Here is a 17,996-nt window from a genome sequence, read left to right as displayed (position 1 = left end):
TTATTTTCTCAGTTGGTTGACTGAGTTAGTAACGGTGTTGAGCTTATTACCGTTATTTTCTCAGTTTGTTGACTGAGTTAGTAACAGTGTTGAGCTTATCACCGTTATTTTCTCAGTTCGTTAGCTGAGTTAGTAACGCTCACTACCTTCCTGTAATACCTCTTATCCACAACGCTCAAAATTTATTGCGCAAATATTGTATCTTTGAATAATAAATTGTATGAGCAATACTAGTAACGAAATAATACGCATGATCGAAAATGCAGAAAGTAATCATCAGTGCATACGACCAATTACTGGTGCGCAAAAGCAGTATGCGTATAGGTGCGTGAAGAAAGGCACTTTTGTGCGCACTTTCCGCAATCTTTACGCGCGAACTGAGTATTGGCAGAAGCTATATCCGTCTGAAAAAATGCGTCACATAGCTATTTCTTTAATGGAGATTTATCCAGAATGGAAGTTCACTGGTCCTACTGCTGCTGCGCTACTTGGCTATGATATTGTGGAAAATTATGATGATGTAGAAGATGGCAGTGATAATATTCAGCGCAACTTCAGTTCTTCTGTAAGTTCAACGAAGATTTATATTCGTAGTTCTGTGCACAAGTCTGCTAACGATAATCCGTATTTGCATAGGATTATGCGAACATGCAAAGAACAGGATGGTACAAGTGATGACGTGCGCATTGTGCAGCCGAGTCGAAATCATGGTAGACGTCTCGTTACGCTTCCGCATTCAAGTGACAGGGTAAGTTATGAGATTAGAAGTCATATTGTTGACAAGAGCACGATGCTTTTTGATGTTGCGAATACTGTGAATTTTAGGACAGCGCTGCCGATTTTTGATTCTGCTGCGCGCGATAACGTGAATTTTAACAAGGTTCTTGAGATTTGCGGAAGAAGATACGGGACTTCTGCTGGCGGACGTAGAAATGGTTGCGCTAATAAGTTGCAATACGCGGACGACGTTTATGATGAGTACGATTCATTCAATGAAGAGTATGAAGATTTGCGTACTCGTGAGAAGAGTGTAGTTACTGCTAATTCTGCGGAGTCGTTTGCGAATGCATTCGTTGGCGGCGGGTTCGGAAAATATGGGAGTAAGGAATATTCGCTTCTTATGCTGCGCCGCCTTTGCCTTTTTAAGAATGGTTTAAGTGAGAATGGCGGCGAGTCTTTTGCGCGCGGCACGATGATTGATCTTGGGTTTATGGTGCCTGAGTTGCAGCATGAGTTTGTTGCGTCAAATTCTAGGGTTAAGTATAGGTGTGATTTTTTGTGGCGGGTTTCGGGCGGTGGTCTGATTGTTGGTGAGCTTGATGGGTATGGGAAGTATTTTGTTGATTCGACTAATTCTACGCATGCGAATATCAACTTCAATTCTTCGTCTGATACTCAAATGTTGCGTAATTCCTACAATCAGGCCGCTATTAATCGCAATATTGATAGGCAGGCGGAGCGCGAGTCGGTGCTTTTTAGGGAGTGCGGAGTGAGTAAGATTGTGCGCTTTAATTTTGCGGATGTTGTTGGCGTTAAGAATCTTGAGCGGAAGCTTGTTGAGGCTGGCGTGCCGCGGATTATGCGCGTTGGATAATATCGAGCGCTTAAAGCGCGCACGCTTTACCGTTTTTCGTTACTGGCGCAGTTGGGCGGAGTCATACGTCGAGCGCTCCAATTGTGGGGAAATTTCCTCGCGTTTGGAGCGTCTAACCCTCCGCAACCCTCCAAATGCGAGATGATGCTCGCCGCTCTAAGCGCTCGCTTACGAAACTCGCGTGCGCCATCGCAACGTTTTAACCGAATCTCGCTGGCGAACTCTTTCTGGCAAGTAATCACCGTTATTTTCTCAGTTGGTTAATCTGCTTGAGTGCTCCAATTGTAGGGAGTTTTCCTCTCGTTTGGAGTGCTCCGCAAACAAAAACCGCACATGTGTGAATTAATCCACGAACATGTGCGGTTTATGTTTATTTATTACTGATTAATCAAATCAGGCGTTTACGCGATCGATGCCGGACTGCACGTCAGCAATCACGGAATCCCAAGACTTGATGAAGGCGGCAACACCGTCGGCCTCAAGCTTGTCGGTAACGTCCTTAATGTTGATGCCAAGCTCAGCAAGCTTGTTCATAACAGCGTGGCTCTCTTCGTAAGTGCCCTTAACGGAAGCAGCGCCGTTGCCGTGATCAGCAAGAGCGTTCAAAGTCTTTTCTGGCATGGTGTTCACAACATGCTCAGCAACCAACTCGTCAACGTACTTGCAGTCGGAGTAAGCTGCGTTCTTGGTGCCGGTAGAAGCCCAAAGTGGACGCTGCTTCTTAGCGCCCTTAGCTTCAAGAGCAGCCCAACGTGGGTCAGCTGCGAACTTCTTTTCGAAGAGTTCGTAAGCCAAGCGAGCGTTAGCAACAGCAGCCTTGCCTTCAAGAGCCTTAGCTTCATCGGAGCCGTTAGCTTCGAGGAGCTTGTCAACAGCGCTATCAACGCGGGAGACGAAGAAGGAAGCTACGGAACCAATGTGCTTCAAGTCGTGGCCGTTAGCATCTGCCTGAGCGATACCTTCGATGAAGGCGTCGATAACCTGCTCGTAGCGCTCGAGGGAGAAGATCAAGGTTACGTTCACAGAAATACCCTTAGCAAGGGTAGCGGTGATAGCTGGAAGACCTTCCAAAGTTGCTGGAATCTTAATCATAACGTTTGGACGATCAACCTTTGCCCAAAGCTCTTCAGCCTGCTTCTCAGTGTTAGCAGTATCGTGAGCCAAGCGTGGGTCAACTTCGATGGAGACGCGGCCGTCAACGAAGTCGGTCTTTTCAGCGATCTCGCGGAAGATATCGGTTGCGTTACGAACGTCGGTGGTGGTCAACTCGCGGATAGCGGTTTCAACGTCGACCTTGCCGAGTTCCTTAAGCTGTGCATCGTATGGGCCAACCTGGCTCAAAGCCTTCTGGAAGATGGATGGGTTGGTGGTAACGCCAACAACATTCTTATTAGCAATCAAATCCTGCAAAGAGCCGGACTCAATGCGGGTACGGGACAAATCGTCCAACCAAATAGAAACGCCGGAATCGCTGGTGCGCTGCGTTGCTTCAGTCATGTTATCTCCTTAACACTGTGCTCCACCAATTGGGGCACGTCGGTATTTTGGCGTTTTTACAAGAAACAGCGGTTGATGTCGAACCAACGGTAGCTCGGCATCAACACGCCGTCGCTGTCTCTTGTGAAGTGTTTCGTTAGCACTTCTAGTTTTGTGACATACCAATTTTATTTTGATACATCAAGCTTTTTATTCGCTACCTATTTGCGATTCTCTACTATTTGCGATTTGCTTTTAGTAGCAATCTACTTTTAGTAGCAAGTTTCGCTTAGGCGCGAGCTTCTTCGATAGAAGCCTTAGCAGCTTCTACTACGTGCTCAGCAGTAATGCCCAAGTCGATCATGTTCTGACCGCCGTCACCCTGCAAGCCGTACTGTTCGATAGAAACAGCCTTGCCGCAATCGCCAAGATACTTGTACCAAGGCAATGCCAAGCCAGCTTCGATGGAAACGCGAGCTTTGACGGACTTTGGCAAGATTGCTTCCTTGTACTCTTCGTCCTGCTCTTCGAACCATTCGAGGGATGGCATGGAAAGAACGCGAGCCTTAATGCCTTCAGCAGCCAAAGTCTTGGCGCCAGCAACAGCCCACTGAACTTCGGAACCGGTTGCCATGATGATTACGTCTGGAGTGCCTTCGCAATCAACCAAAACGTAAGCGCCGTGCTTCACGCCTTCGCGAGCCTTTTCAGCAGTCTCAGCGAGGGTTGGAACGCCTTGGCGGGTCAAAATCATAGCAGTTGGATAGCTGTTCTTCTTCTCGAAGAAGTAACGGTAAGCTTCAGCAGTCTCGTACTCATCTGCAGGGCGCACAACCTCAAGCTGAGGAATAGCGCGGAAAGCAGCCAAGTGTTCGATTGGCTGGTGAGTTGGACCATCTTCGCCCAAAGCTACGGAATCGTGGGTCCAAACGTAGAGATTTGGAATCTCCATCAAAGCAGCCAAGCGAACTGCTGGGCGCTCGTAGTCAGAGAACTGGAAGAAGGTGCCGTTGAATGGGCGAGTGTCAGAACCAAGCAAAATACCGTTGGTAATAGCACCCATTGCGAACTCGCGCACACCGAAGTGAAGCTGACGACCGTACTCGGAAACGTTTGGCCAAGTGCGGGTTGCGTCTTCGGATGGACCGAAGGAGTCAGCGCCCTTAATGTTGGTGTTGTTGGAGCCGCCCAAATCAGCGGAACCGCCCCAAAGTTCTGGCATAACAGCAGCAATTGCGTTAAGAACTGCGCCGGAAGCCTTACGGGTAGCAACCTTAGAGCCAACTTCGAAGCCAGCAACCAAGTCGTCAATAGCCTTGTCGAAGCCTTCTGGAAGCTTGCCAGCCTTAAGACGCTCGTAAAGAGCAGCCTTATCTGGGTTGGCGGCAGCCCACTTTGCAAGAGCCTCATCCCAAGCCTTGTGGGCAGCCAAGCCGCGCTCTGCAACCTTGCGAGCGTGAACCAAAGCTTCTTCGTCGATTGGGAATTGAACTTCTGGGTCGAAACCGCAAAGTTCCTTCAAGCCCTTAACAGCTTCTTCGCCAAGCTTGGAGCCGTGGGAAGCTTCGTTGTTGGTCTTGCCTGGGGTTGGCCAAGCAATCAAAGTATTAACCTTAATGAAGTGAGGCTTATCAGTAACTTCCTGAGCCTTTTCAATAGCTGCAGCCAAAGCCTGAACGTCTTCCTTGTAGGATCCGTCTGGCTGGATGAAGCTAACTTCATCGGTGTACCAACCGTATGCACGGTAACGAGCAAGAATATCCTCAGAGAAGGTGAGCTTAGTGTCACCTTCAATCTGAATGTGGTTTGCATCGAAGATTACAGTCAAATTGCCAAGCTTCTGGTTTCCAGCCAAGGAAGCAGCTTCAGAAGAAACGCCTTCCTCAACGTCGCCTTCGCCGCAGATAACCCAAACCTTGTGATCGAATGGGGAAGTGCCAGCTGAAGCTTCTGGATCAAGAAGACCGCGCTCAAAGCGCTGGCCGTAAGCGAAACCAACAGCAGAAGCAAGACCCTGACCGAGTGGGCCAGTAGTCATTTCGATGCCTGGAGTCAAGCCGTATTCTGGGTGACCTGGAGTACGCGTGTCTGCACCGCCACGGAAATACTTGAGATCGTCAAGAGTCAAGCCGTATCCAGAGAAGAACAACTGCACGTATTGCGTAAGCGAAGCGTGACCGCCAGAAAGAATAAAACGATCGCGGCCAGCCCACTTTGGGTCAGCTGGATCGTGCTTAATGAAATGCTGGTACAATGTGTACGCAATCGGTGCTAATGAAACAGGGGAGCCAGGATGTCCGTGTCCTGCTCGCTCAACAGCATCAGCCGAGAGAACCTTCGCCATCTTTACGGCGCGCTCGTCTAATGCAGACCAGTTGAAATCGGTCATGTGATCTACTTTCCTTCCAATAATCCGGGTTTTTAAGCACAGCTTACGCTGGCTTTTTACCCTCTCATTGCCCTTCAATCCTATCTTTCGCGCGCGACGAATATGTTACAAAGTGTGTCAAAAGTTTGCTTTTATGTTCTGTTGCGAGTTTGCTTTCACACTATACTTATACTTTGCTTTTACGCTACGTTTAGTGCTAATAAATTGCCAAAAATAAGCTAGTATAGAAATCGAATAAGCTAGTATAGAAATCAAATAATATGGTATAGGAATACATTATTTATGCGTATTTGGGAGGAGCAGTAATGCAGTCGCGACGCATGATGATTTTGCGCGCAGTCGTTGAGGATTATATTCGTTCTCAAGAGCCTGTTGGTTCTGCAGCTTTAGCAAAACATCATCAGCTTGGTGTAAGTTCCGCTACTATTCGTAACGATATGTCGGCTTTGGAAGAAGAAGGCTACCTTGTGCAGCCGCACACTTCCGCAGGTCGCATCCCTACCCAAAAGGGGTATCGCTATTTTGTTGACGGCTTGGCTGCAGTTATTCCACTTTCTGAACCGCAGCGTCGCGCTATACGCAACTTTTTAAGCGGATCTGTTAGTTTGCAAGATACTTTGCAACGTTCCGCGCGTCTTCTTGCAAGTATTACGGGTCAAGTCGCTCTCGTAGCATCTCCAGCATTGTCTAAGTCAAAAGTAAAAAGAATTGAGATTGTTCAAGTATCGTCTTCTACGCTTTTGGTTGTTGTGATTACAGATACTGGAGGCGTAGCTCAGCACATGATTCAAGCAACTACTATAAATTCAAATGACTTATTGCATCTAACTAATATGGTTAATGAGTGCTGCATTGGGCTATCTCTTTCATCTGCTTCACAACGCGTTTATGCGCTCGCAAATCGCAAGGATTTAGCGTCAGCTTTGCAAATTATTAGTCAACTTGCTAACGCTTTAGAAGATATGCATGACGGTGAGCATACTCACGACTTATATATGGCTGGAGCTTCTCAACTTGCGCATAGACAAAGTATTGTTGATTTTGCTTCACTTTTTGACGCACTCGAAGAACAGGCTGTTATTATGCGACTGATGACTTCGTTAAGTGAGGAAGCAAGCGATTGTGCAAGTGGTGTTAGTGTTGCAATCGGCTCGGAAACGCACACTCCTGGTTTGCTTAACGCTTCTGTTGTAACAAGCACTTACGGATACAATGCTGATTCTGACTCTGCGTTTATTGGATCAATTGGTCCTACGCATATGGATTATGCTGCAACGATGACTGCTGTTAAGGCTGTTGCGCGCTACCTTAATTCGTTTATATCCGAAAATTCATAAAACGTGGCTGGTTTATGGCTGGTTATTCGGCTTATGTCTGGCTGTGCCTTATGCAAGAATGATTTTAGAAAAAGGTAAAAGGGGAATTAATTGACTGATTACTACAAAGTTCTAGGCGTTGATCACAATGCTAGCGACGACGAAATTCGCAAAGCCTATCGCAAAATGAGCCGCAAATATCATCCTGATATTGCAGGCGCTGAGTTTGAAGAAAAGTTTAAGGAAGTAAATGCTGCCTACGACGTGCTTTCTAATCCTGAAAAGCGTCGAATGGTAGACATGGGTGTTGATCCTAACGATCCTTCTGCAGGAAATGCCGGAGCTTCAGGTGCTGGTTTTGCAGATATGGGCATGGGCGACATTTTCAGCCAGTTCTTTGGCGGTTCTTTCGGTAATTCGCAAGGACCAATTTCGCGTGTGCAGCCTGGCGATGATGCGTTAGCTGAGGCTCGTATTGATTTGAAAACCGCTATTTTTGGCGGAAATGTTAGCGTACGGTTAACTACTTTTGGCGTTTGCAAGGATTGCTCTGGTTCCGGTTCTGCCGACAATTCCGCTCCAGAACAGTGCTCTGTGTGTCACGGTTCTGGCTTCTGCCAAAAAGTTGTGCGCACTATGCTCGGTCAAATGATGTCTTCGATGCCTTGTGAGCATTGCGAAGGTCACGGCACGATTATTAAGAATATTTGCCAAAACTGCCACGGTCATGGTCGTGTGCGTTCAATTCGTGAAGTTGGAGTGAACGTGCCGGCTGGAATTCGTGACGGTAGTCGTTTGCGCTTAGCTTCCCAAGGAAGCGTTGGTGAGTGCGGCGGTCCTGCCGGCGATTTGTACGTTGATATTCATATTCGTGCAGATAAGCAATTTACTCGTAACGAGGATGATTTGCATTGTTGGATTACAGTTCCTATGAGCTGGGCTGTTCTTGGTCGTAGCCTTGAAATCGACACTTTTGATGGTGCTCAGAAAATAACGATTCCTGCAGGCTGCCAAAATGAAGACACTATTACTTTGCCAAATCTTGGTGTGACGAAGCTTCGTTCTAAAGATCGCGGAAATATCGTGGTTCATGTGCTAGTGCAAACGCCTTCTAAGTTGAATGATGAAGAGCGTGCTTTGATTGAAAAATTTGCTAAATTGCATGATAGTTCTATGAAGCAAGTGCAGCAGCATTCGTTAAGTGAGCAGTCGAGTGAGCGTAAAGGTTTCTTTAGTAAATTAAAGGAAGCTTTTGCCGGCTGATTTTACGGATTTAATTTACTGCTTTAAACGGCTTTAATTTACGGCTTTGATTTAAAATAGTGGGGAAATATGGCATTACCAATATTGTTTGCTGGAACTCCGGAAGTTGCGGTTCCGTCTCTTCGCGAGTTAACTAAAGATAGTGAGCATTTTGATGTTCGCGCTGTTCTTACGCGACCGGACGCTCCGACTGGTCGCGGTAGAAAGCTTGTGCCAAGCCCTGTGAAACAGGCTGCTCTTGAGCTCGGCTTGCCAGTGCTTGAGTCGGATCCTAAAAATGAAGATGTGTTTCTTGAACAGCTTGCGGCAACCGGTGCAAAAGCTGCAGCAGTTGTAGCATACGGCAAGATTTTGCGACAGAATGTTTTAGACGCGTTGCCGCTCGGCTGGTATAATCTTCATTTTTCGCTTCTTCCGCAATGGCGAGGTGCAGCTCCTGTGCAGCGCGCCATTTGGGCTGGGGATGATATTACAGGTGCTACGGTTTTTCGCATTACGCGCGGCATGGATTGTGGGCCTATTTTGGCGCAGTTTACTACAAAAATTGAGTCTCACGAAAATTCTGGCGATCTTCTTGCACGACTTGCAAACGACGGCGCGCCGCTTCTTGCAGCATCTCTTCGTGGCATGGAAACTGGTGAAATTGTGCCGGTTGAGCAAGATCAAACTCCTCAAGAAGTTGCGCAAAAAATCACTGTTGAAGATGCTCATATTGATTTTCATGCGCCAGCTTTTGCAGTCGATCGTCAAATTCGCGCTTGTACGCCAAATCCGGGCGCGTGGTGCGAGCTTCATGCGGACGATGAACATAATGCGGATCCGATTACTTTGCATGTTTTACGTGCAGTTCCGGCAGATGCTAACGATCCGCATGGTGAGGAATTGATGAAGCTTGATCCTGGAAAATTGCTTGCTGGCAAGAAGCAAGTTTGGGTTGGTACTTTAAGCGGCGTACTTGAACTTTTGGAAGTAAAAGCGCAGGGAAAGAAAGCTATGAAAGCGGCAGACTGGGCGCGCGGAGCTAGGCTTTCGGCAGCAGCTTACTGCGCATAAAATTATGATTATGAACTTTTCTTCGATGTTGCCAACTTTGTCTAAACCAGGGCTTTTGGTTATGGATGTTGATGCAACGCTTATTGAGGAAGAAGTTATCGATTTGCTCGGTGCAGAAGCTGGATGCGGCGATGAGCTTTCTGCGATTACAGCGCGAGCAATGCGTGGCGAAATTACTTTCGATACTTCCTTGCGTTCGCGCGTGAGTATGCTTCGCGATTTGAATATTGACGAGTGCAAAAAGCGTATTATTTCTAAAATTCATGTAACTAAAGGCGCGAATGTTTTAATTGACACGCTTCATGCGCACGGATGGAAAGTTGGCGCAGTTTCTGGCGGTTTTCATGAGATTTTGGACGAATTTTTGCCGAGTTTGAATATTGATTTTTGGGCGGCTCACCATTTAGAGTCTATTGACGGCAAGCTTACTGGCAACGTACTTGGAAATATTGTTAATGCTAATGCAAAAGTTGAAGCGCTTAGAACTTGGGTAACTAATCTTGGAATTGATCGCGAACAAACTGTTGTAGTGGGGGATGGAGCGAACGATATTTCAATGATTAAATTCGCTGGATTAGGCGTAGCTTTTTGCGCAAAACCAACAGTTCAAGCGGCTACTCCTTACTGCATTCTTACTCGCGATTTAAGCGCTGTCTTGCGTTTTTTGAATGCGAATTAATACGTTTTTAAAAGTAAAAGTTGAGTAATGTACGTAGGCAATGTAAAATTGCGAATGATGATTAAAGATTAATGATTAAATTTTTTGTGAAAGTTCTGTATCTTTTAACCGCAGAGCTTAAATGTGTTGGTGAATCTTTCTATTGTTGAGTAAAATAAAGTTAATTTATGGGAGAGAGAGTGTGCATAAATACGGGAATTTATGCATTTAGGGTAGGGAGCGTAAGTTGAATTTACGAGAAGTTGCGCTTGAAGTTGCGCGTATTTTGGAAGATGTTGGTAAACATGCGTATCAGGATCAATTAAGCCCTCAAGATATGACGTCGATTGCGTTGGGTGATCCTAATAAATCTGAATCTGGTTTTGGCGATAAGCTCGTGCGTTTTATTCAAAATCGTTTGACTTATGTGAATCCTTTCCAAGGTTTTTGGCAAACTAAGCCGGAGCAATGCAATCCGGGAGAACGTTTTTGGTGCGTTGGAAACGTTGACGGTGCTATTAATTTTAATCGCGATATGGCTGAGTGGACTCTTACGGTTTCGCTTTTTGAGTTTAACGATGAAGGCTCCGCTCGTCCGGTTCTTGGCGTTGTGCACGCTCCTGCGTTGGGATTGACTTATTTGGCTGCAAAGGGTCAGGGTGCTATTCGTATTCGTAGAACTCCGCAAGGAGAGAAGCGTGAGAAGATTACGCCTTCCACAACTTCTACTTTGCAGGGATCTGTGGTTTGTTATGGAATGTCTTATATACCTGGTGAATCTAAGCGCGCGCTTGACGTAGTCGCTTCTGTTGAAGAGGGCTGCCCTGCGGATATTAAGCGTATTGGACCTGCGTCGCTCGACTTGTGCAAGGTGGCAGATGGCACTTATGACGCTTATTTTGAGCCTCACTTGCATCATTGGGATATTCCAGCTGTTTCTGCTGGTGCCGTGGTTGTGCTAGAAGCGCAGGGTCAGGTTTGCCAGTGGGATGGAAATCCTATTCATTGGCGACGCGAAAATGACGTAGTTGCTTCTAACGGTTTGCTTATTAACGAGTTAAAGCCGTATCTTAAATAAGCAATATTCTTGCGTAAGTAACTAATATTCTTGCGTAAGTAGTTAATAGTCTTACGTAAGCAGTCAATAACATTACGCAAGTAACTCGTAGCCTTGCGTAAGCATTCAATTATCTTGCGGCGTATCGTAATTTTTTTTTCATAAATATTATGACGTCTTAACATGTAATTTATACGTATTCATGCGTGATTTGCGAATTATGTGATTTACGCTACACAAATTATTGCATGAAAAGGTTTGCAATGTATGAATAGTTGAGTACCATATAACTTGTACGAATGTCAGTTTGCACATTTTTATGCATGCTTGAAACGTATTAAGAGAGTATGAAGCGTTGTGTAAATAGCAAATTGGTATGAAACAAAGAAGCGAATGCTAATTTGTTTGGCTGCTGCATTATTGCATATTACAAGTTATGCATAAGCAGAAACATAAAGAAGACACATTATTGAAGTGAGGAATAATGACGAAGAAGATTATGAGTGCGAAGCATCTTGCCGATTTGCAAAAGTCTATGCAAAAGTCGAGTAACAGCGTTATTTACGCGCCACTTTCTAAGAGCGTGTGCGCAGCTATGCTCGCAGGCGCAATGGTGCTCGGGGGGGGTATTCGTTTCCTCGCCTGCCTATGCTGACGGTTATGTAGACGGCACTGGCAACAATGTTTATTACGGTTTCAAAACTGATGCAAAATATGCCGAGGCTCATTTCAACATTGACGTTGAATATTACGATACCTTTGAGCATGCCAAAGCTGGCGGTACTGAAGGCATAGACCCTCTTGGTAAATTTGTTCGCGTTCATTATCTTTCTAATTGCCACAACAATGCTACAGCTGACGATTGGCGATTCCGTCCAATGTGGTGGTTTGGTGTTCCTGCTGGTTTGAAAGATCCTCAAGATATTCAATTTAAGCGTATTGAAAAGTTAACAAAAAATGGCAAGGAGCAGGTTAAACCTGCTGGTTCTTCGCAATATATTACAACCGACGCAAACGGTTATGGTGCAGTTTCGAACAAACATTTTAATAGTCCTAAGGAATGGACTAATATTTCTAATTATTATTTTAGTGACGAAAATATTCTTGCCAGCAAAGGCTGGAAACAGCTTATGGGCTTGGGTACCAAAGACAATAAAGGTTACGATAATGCGGGCAATACTGCACAACAATGGGAAGAATACCAAAAGCAAACTCAAGGCCTTAAGGGTATTTTCGTAGACTGGGAGTCTGCTGGTCAGCGTTGGTATGACATGACTTACGTTTCCGAGATGGAAGATAAAGCATGGAAAGAGCGCGACACCAATCCGCTTCGTTTTGCCGCTGGCGTTTATCGTTTTGCTGGAAATTGGCACTATGCCGTTGGTCAAAAGCACAATACGCCAAAGATTGCGGATCATTTGACGCTTGCGTATCCAGAGGTTACAAAGGTTAAGAAGACTAACGATTTGAGTGAAGCCGAGCAAAAGGCTATTAAAGAAAAAATTGAAAAAGCGAATGAAAACACCAAGTACTTCAAGGAATTAGTTGCTGATAATGGTGTTGTGGTAAATAAGGATGGCTCTGCAACTATCACTTTCAAAGACAAGACGACTCGCACGATTCCTGCAAGCCTTCTTGTTGCACAAGATGAATCCGACAGCGACAGATATAAGCCAGTTATGCCAGATCGCATACCTGTTGTAAAGCCTGATTCGTTAAGTGATGATGATAAAAAGGCTGTTATTGATGCGTTCAAGAAGGCGAACCCTGATAGCAGCGAATTTAGCAAGCATCTTGCCAAGGATAATGCTATTGCTTTCGATAAAGACGGCAAGAACCTTGTTGTGACTTACGAAGATGGCTCAAAGGCTACGATTCCTGCGTCTGAGCTTGTGTTCCAAGGGCCAAAAATCTCCGATTGGGCGCCGTATGTTGTGCCGGACGCGATTGAGGTTAAAGATCCTGCAAAATTAGATGCAGATGAACAAAAGAAAGTAACCGATGCCTTCGACGCAGCAAACGCTGACTTGGATGTTTATAATGCAGCCAAGAAGGATGGCAAAACTCCTGTAAGCTTCGATAAAGACTTCAAGAACGCCATCATCACTTGGGCAGACGGTTCAACAACAGAGATTCCTTCCTGGCAATTCTTAAAGCAAAAGGCTGCTGAGGAAAATCCAACTCCAAAGCCGCCTGCTCCAACTCCTGCTGCTGAAAAAGAGTTCATCGTTGAAGCGCCTGCAACCCAAACAAGAGTTAAATTTGATCCATTCAATATGAAAGAAGCAGATTTAACAACTAACAGCCAAGCTCTTGATGCAAATAAAAAAGCCTTAATGAAGGTTAAGGGTAAGGATTCTAAAGATAATTCAGATGTAACTATTACTGATGTTTCGTATAGCGTGAAAGACGGTAAAGGTTACATTACGTTTAAGGCGGATGGCTATAAAGACGCTACTTATCCCATGAGCGTGTTCTTCAAGCAGACAGCAAATACGCAAACGTCTCAGACGCCTTCTACGGAAACTAAGACATATAACGATCCAGATAATCAGAAAATTACCTTTAAGTATAATGTTACAAAGACGAAGACTGAAGGCGATACACCAACTGTTCAAGAGGCTGTAAAGGCTTTAAAGCAGTTTGTAAATGACAATTACGATAATGTATCTGATTCTGATTTGCAAGCTGTTACGAGCGATGTTGCTGTTAAAACAACTTGGACTCCAAAAGCCGGTACTGAGAATATGGGTCCTTACGGTGCATCTGGTAAGAATGATGGACCAATGACTTCATTTAGTATAGATAATACTAACGGTTACGCTATTACAGTTCATGGTCACCAGTGGATGGAAGATGATGGTAGTGCAGGCGATTGGGCTGCTGACATGGAAGGGACTCTGTTTACCATCCAAGCCAAAGATTTGTATGTTAAAAAGGGAAATACTCAACCATCTCAGGATAATACAATTGATAAGCTCAAAGAGCAAGCAAAAGCTTTGCTGAAGCAGCGTCAAGATGATGGGCTTACCAATGACGACTTGAAGCGCGCTGGAATCACCGATGCAGATAAGTTGGATAACGCCATCAATGGTATGGATGAAAAGGCTCTTCGCGACCTTATTCGCAAGCTTACTGATGCCAAGAAAGCTGAGCGCAAGTATAACGAACCTGCTGCAATTAAGGTTAAAGATCCGAATAAGCCTACTGAAGAAGATTTCAAGAAGGCTGTTAAGGCATTCTTTGACGCTAACTATGATGGGCAGAATAACTTCCAAATAAAAACGGAAAGCATGAATATTCCTTACCTTCCATCTGCTTCTGATCTTAAGCCAAAGTCTGACACTATTTACATGGAGATTGCTGACGATAATATCAAGTCAGTTACTTCCAGCGAAACCAGTGGGGCGAAAGACTATAAGTCAATCGTCTTTAAGGATCAGAATGGCAAGCAGCTCTTCACTGTTCCTATTACCTATAGTAAGGAGGAAACCAAGCCAACTCCAAAGCCTGATGATAAGCAACTCCAGCAGATGAAGGATGATGCGAAGAAGCTTATCGACCGCAATCCAAAGCTTACTGAGGAGCAAAAAACCCAGTATAAGAATGAGATTGATAATGCTAAAGGTGCTGATGATATTCAGAATATTCTTAAGAAGGCCAACGAGCAGGCTGGCAAGAATAATGTAACTCCTGAACAGTTAAAGGAAAAAGAAAAGAAAGACAAAGAAAATAAGGAAAAAGAGCAGAAAAAAGAGGAAGATAAAAAGCAGGAGCACCAGAAGAAGCAAGAGCTACAGGATAAGAAAAAGAAAGCTTCTGATGCAATTGATGGTCTTGGCAATCTGACTCAAGATGAAAAGGATAAGCTCAAGGAAAAGCTGAATGGAAAGAGTGGGGATGCTACCAAGCCTGGTGCTAAGACTCCTGAAGAAGTTCAGCAGATTTTAGATGAAGCTAATAATCTTAATGAAGCGCACAAGGATGTTAGTGCTGGCGCGCTTCCATTCTTAAGCCACGGCAATGCTAACAGCGATGACGATAAGGCTCTTAAGGAGTTAATTGGTTCTGATCCAAGCAAGAAGGATGCAGCACTCACTGCTTTGGAAGATGCTCTTGCAAAGAAGGATCCTGCTGCTACTGCAGAAGAGATTAAGAATGATCTTGACGCAGCCAAGCGCCAGAACGCAATTAACGAGCAGAATGCTAAGAATGCTGGTATTGCCAAGCTTGATGCTAAGAAGGCAGAACTTGATGCAGCATACAAGGCGTTGAATGATGAGCAGAAAGCAAAAGCTAAAGATAAGTATGAAGCTGCCACTAAGGCAATCGATGATGCCAAGAACACTGTTAACAGTGCAACAAAGCCTTCTGATATTAAGAATGCTGTTGATGGCGTGAAAACTTCGTTTGATGACGCAAACAAGGCAATCGAAGATGCTAAGGGCAAGCGCGATACTTCTCAGAACACATACGATGATCAGTCTGTACTTAATAAAGAAAAGGAAGATCAGAAGAAACGCATTCAAGATAGTGATCTTCCAGATGCTGAAAAGCAGAAGGCTATTGATGACATCAATGATGCAAAGAAGATTGGCGACCCAACTGCTATTGCTAATCGCGCTTTGAAGGCTAAGAAGATAGAGGATGCTAAGAAGCAGATTGCTGCGCTTGATCATTTGAACAATGCGCAGAAGGAAGCTTTCAAGAAGATTATTGAAGATACTGATGCTTCTGATCACAAGAACGCTGACGGTACAACTTCTGACGACATCGACGACGCGCTTGCCAATGCTACTGCAACCGATACTGCCATGGCTCGTCTTGAAAAGCTGAAAGAGATCGCTGATAAGTTCGCTAAGGGCGACAAGTATAAGGGTCTGCAAGAAGGCAATGAGCAAAAGAAAGCGTTTGACGATGCTGCTACTGCTGCTGGAGCCGTGCTAGACAAAGCTAATGGCGATCCTAAGGATGCGGATCAGGTTAATGAGCTGTATAAGGATCTTCTTAAGGCAATGCAGGCGATTGATGACAAAGTTAAGGGTGCGGGCGTAAGCACTGATTTACTTCAGGCTGAAGTAGATAACGATTCTAAGCTTAAGCCAACGCCAGCTGATCCTAACGATTCCACTAAGCCGGCTACACCTGGCGATCCTCTGTACACGACCGCTTCTAAGGAGAAGAAAGAAGCATTTGACAAGGCACTCTCTGACGCGGAAGCGGCATTGAAGAAAGCTAAAGAAGATAACGAAAACGATAAGAATCTAGACTCTACTCCGCGCACTCCCGAGCAAGAGGCTAAAGATCAACAAGCGGTAGACGACGCACTTCAGAAGCTTGAAAATGCGCGTAAGGCGCTTGATGGCGTTGATACCAAGCCGTTGCAAGAAGAGATTGATAAGGATAGCAACGTTAAGAACTCAGATAGGTATACGTATTCTACTACGACGGAAAAGAAGACTGCGTTTGATCAGGCTCTTCAAGATGCTAAGGATCTTATCGATAAGCTAACTGGTACGAAGAAGGCTGCTGCAGGCGAGGAAGATGTAACAACTAAGACTCAAGCTGAAAAGCAGAAGCTTGTTGACGCTGCTCTTGCAAAGCTTAAGGCAGCTGAAGAGGCTCTTGACGGTAAGAAACCAACTCCGACCCCAACTCCAAGTCCACTGCCGACTCCTGGTTCTGGTTCTGAAGCTGGTTCTGGTGTGAATGATAATGCGCCTACTACTGTGGATAAGGGTGAGTTGAATGTTCAGATTCAGGGTGCTGAGTCTGATTCACAGCCTGGAAATGCTGGTAATGGTAACGCTGGTGCTGGCGCAAACTCGGGTAATGCAGGTAACGCTGCTAACACCAATGCTGCCAACGCTAACGCTAATAATGCTAATGGCGCAAATTCTGCTGCTGTGAATGCTGCTGTTGAGAATAATCCGGCTGTGAAGCAGGCTGATGCTCAAGTTTCTAAGGCTCAGGCGGCTTTGGATGCTGCTTTGGCTGAGGCTAAGAAGGTTGCGGCTGATCCTAATGCTACCCAGGCTCAGGTTGATGCTGCGGCTAAGAAGCTTTCTGCTGCTCGTAAGGCTTTGGCTGCTGCTAAGGCTCATGCGGCTGATGTTCGTGCTTCTGTGCGCGCTCAGGTGTTGAAGAGTGGTAGTGCTGCTCAGCTTAGTAAGACTGGTAGTGACGTGTCTGTGTTTGGCTTGTTTGCTGCAACTCTTAGTGCTGCTGGTGCTGCGCTTTTCTCAGCTAAGCGTCGTGGTACTTCTCGTCATAGTAGTAAGTAAAATATTTGCTAGCTGGTCTGGTTATTGCAGATCAGCTAGTTTTAGAGCTGCTTAATGTTTGCTTAATTGTATTCAGTAAGTTTGCTGAGTATTGGGTTAATTAGCATAATGAAGTTAATGTAAAAGTGCCTCACTTTGCGTCTTTCTTTACTACGCAAAGTGAGGCATTTTTGTATGCGAATATTTTTATCTAACACGAATTGAAACAGTCTTGAAAATATGGGAGAATTACCACATGACTACAGTTATTATGCATACTTCTGAAGGCGATATAAAAATCAATTTGTTTGACAGTAAAGCGCCTGAAACCGTCAAAAATTTTGTTGGCTTAGCTACTGGTGAGCGCGAGTGGCTTGACTCATTCAGTGGAAAACCTTCGCATGAGCCATTCTACGATGGTTTAACTTTCCACCGCATCATTAAGGATTTCATGATTCAGGGTGGCTGCCCACTCGGCAATGGAACTGGCGGTCCTGGATACGAGTTTGACGATGAAATTGACGCATCCTTGAAGTTCGATAAGCCTTATTTGCTCGCTATGGCAAATGCTGGAAAGCGTCGCGGTCGTGACGGTCGTTTGCATGGCACTAACGGTTCGCAGTTCTTCATTACAACTGTGCCAACTCCATGGCTTGATGGCCACCATACAATTTTCGGCGAAGTTGCTGACGATGAATCGAAGGCGGTTGTCGATAAGCTCGAGGCTGTCGCAACGGATCGATCTGATGCTCCTCTTGAGCCTGTAGGTATTATTTCTATTGAAGTTTTGTGATTAAACGTTATTTGATTTAATACTCTTTAATATTCTTTAGTACTAAAGTTCTTAATTGCTAATCCGACATTTTCTATACGCTTGTGTACAGAAAATGTCGGATTTTTGCTGTAAGGCGGCAGAAACTTTACAAC

At 45.1% G+C, this 17,996-nt stretch carries 10 protein-coding genes; 8 read left to right on the top strand and 2 right to left on the bottom strand.

What is annotated here, in order from left to right:
* Nucleotides 1-250 precede the first annotated feature (250 nt).
* The gene (locus D0T18_RS03080) at nt 251-1,594 is read left to right on the top strand and encodes an AMP-dependent synthetase (RefSeq protein WP_116440453.1); all 1,344 of its coding nucleotides are present in this window, start codon (nt 251-253) and stop codon (nt 1,592-1,594) included.
* A gap of 393 nt (nt 1,595-1,987) precedes the next feature.
* Here D0T18_RS03080 and tal read toward each other — a convergent pair whose 3' ends face one another.
* Together tal and tkt are read right to left on the bottom strand one after the other, a co-directional pair.
* The gene (tal, locus tag D0T18_RS03070; protein WP_012914254.1) at nt 1,988-3,091 is read right to left on the bottom strand and encodes a transaldolase; all 1,104 of its coding nucleotides are present in this window, start codon (nt 3,089-3,091) and stop codon (nt 1,988-1,990) included.
* 268 nt (nt 3,092-3,359) lie between these two features.
* A complete protein-coding gene (tkt, locus tag D0T18_RS03065; RefSeq protein ID WP_102703154.1) occupies nt 3,360-5,459 on the bottom strand; it encodes a transketolase in 2,100 nt (699 codons plus the stop codon).
* A 320-nt stretch (nt 5,460-5,779) separates the two neighbouring features.
* Here tkt and hrcA point away from each other — a divergent pair, with 320 nt between their 5' ends.
* From hrcA to D0T18_RS03030, 7 genes are all read left to right on the top strand, one after another.
* Nucleotides 5,780-6,796, top strand: a complete 1,017-nt coding sequence (hrcA, locus tag D0T18_RS03060) for a heat-inducible transcriptional repressor HrcA (RefSeq protein ID WP_162861136.1) — start codon at nt 5,780-5,782, stop codon at nt 6,794-6,796.
* 90 nt (nt 6,797-6,886) lie between these two features.
* Nucleotides 6,887-8,038 (top strand): molecular chaperone DnaJ, encoded by a 1,152-nt coding sequence (gene dnaJ / locus D0T18_RS03055; protein WP_102703152.1) that lies wholly within the window; start codon nt 6,887-6,889, stop codon nt 8,036-8,038.
* 69 nt (nt 8,039-8,107) lie between these two features.
* A complete protein-coding gene (gene fmt, locus D0T18_RS03050; protein WP_004108659.1) occupies nt 8,108-9,091 on the top strand; it encodes a methionyl-tRNA formyltransferase in 984 nt (327 codons plus the stop codon).
* A gap of 25 nt (nt 9,092-9,116) precedes the next feature.
* Nucleotides 9,117-9,770: a phosphoserine phosphatase SerB gene (gene serB, locus D0T18_RS03045; RefSeq protein WP_004108662.1), complete on the top strand. Its 654-nt coding sequence runs from the start codon at nt 9,117-9,119 to the stop codon at nt 9,768-9,770.
* 226 nt (nt 9,771-9,996) lie between these two features.
* Nucleotides 9,997-10,827 (top strand): inositol monophosphatase family protein, encoded by an 831-nt coding sequence (locus D0T18_RS03040; protein WP_004108666.1) that lies wholly within the window; start codon nt 9,997-9,999, stop codon nt 10,825-10,827.
* 482 nt (nt 10,828-11,309) lie between these two features.
* Nucleotides 11,310-17,090 (top strand): MiiA motif-containing surface protein, encoded by a 5,781-nt coding sequence (locus D0T18_RS03035; RefSeq protein WP_338029249.1) that lies wholly within the window; start codon nt 11,310-11,312, stop codon nt 17,088-17,090.
* A 235-nt stretch (nt 17,091-17,325) separates the two neighbouring features.
* A complete protein-coding gene (locus D0T18_RS03030; protein ID WP_004108678.1) occupies nt 17,326-17,862 on the top strand; it encodes a peptidylprolyl isomerase in 537 nt (178 codons plus the stop codon).
* Nucleotides 17,863-17,996 lie beyond the last annotated feature (134 nt).

The organism is Gardnerella swidsinskii (assembly GCF_003397705.1).
GTDB classification, from domain to species: Bacteria; Actinomycetota; Actinomycetes; order Actinomycetales; family Bifidobacteriaceae; genus Bifidobacterium; species Bifidobacterium swidsinskii.
The sequence above is the reverse complement of the archived record's forward strand: the minus strand, read 5'-3'. Positions and strand labels throughout refer to the sequence as shown.

Coding starts and splice junctions, on each gene's coding strand:
- serB (WP_004108662.1), top strand. CDS start 9,117: ATGTTGCCAACTTTGTCTAAACCAGGGCTTTTGGTTATGGATGTTGAT.
- hrcA (WP_162861136.1), top strand. CDS start 5,780: ATGATGATTTTGCGCGCAGTCGTTGAGGATTATATTCGTTCTCAAGAG.
- tkt (WP_102703154.1), bottom strand. CDS start 5,459: ATGACCGATTTCAACTGGTCTGCATTAGACGAGCGCGCCGTAAAGATG.
- D0T18_RS03080 (WP_116440453.1), top strand. CDS start 251: ATGATCGAAAATGCAGAAAGTAATCATCAGTGCATACGACCAATTACT.
- tal (WP_012914254.1), bottom strand. CDS start 3,091: ATGACTGAAGCAACGCAGCGCACCAGCGATTCCGGCGTTTCTATTTGG.
- fmt (WP_004108659.1), top strand. CDS start 8,108: ATGGCATTACCAATATTGTTTGCTGGAACTCCGGAAGTTGCGGTTCCG.
- D0T18_RS03030 (WP_004108678.1), top strand. CDS start 17,326: ATGACTACAGTTATTATGCATACTTCTGAAGGCGATATAAAAATCAAT.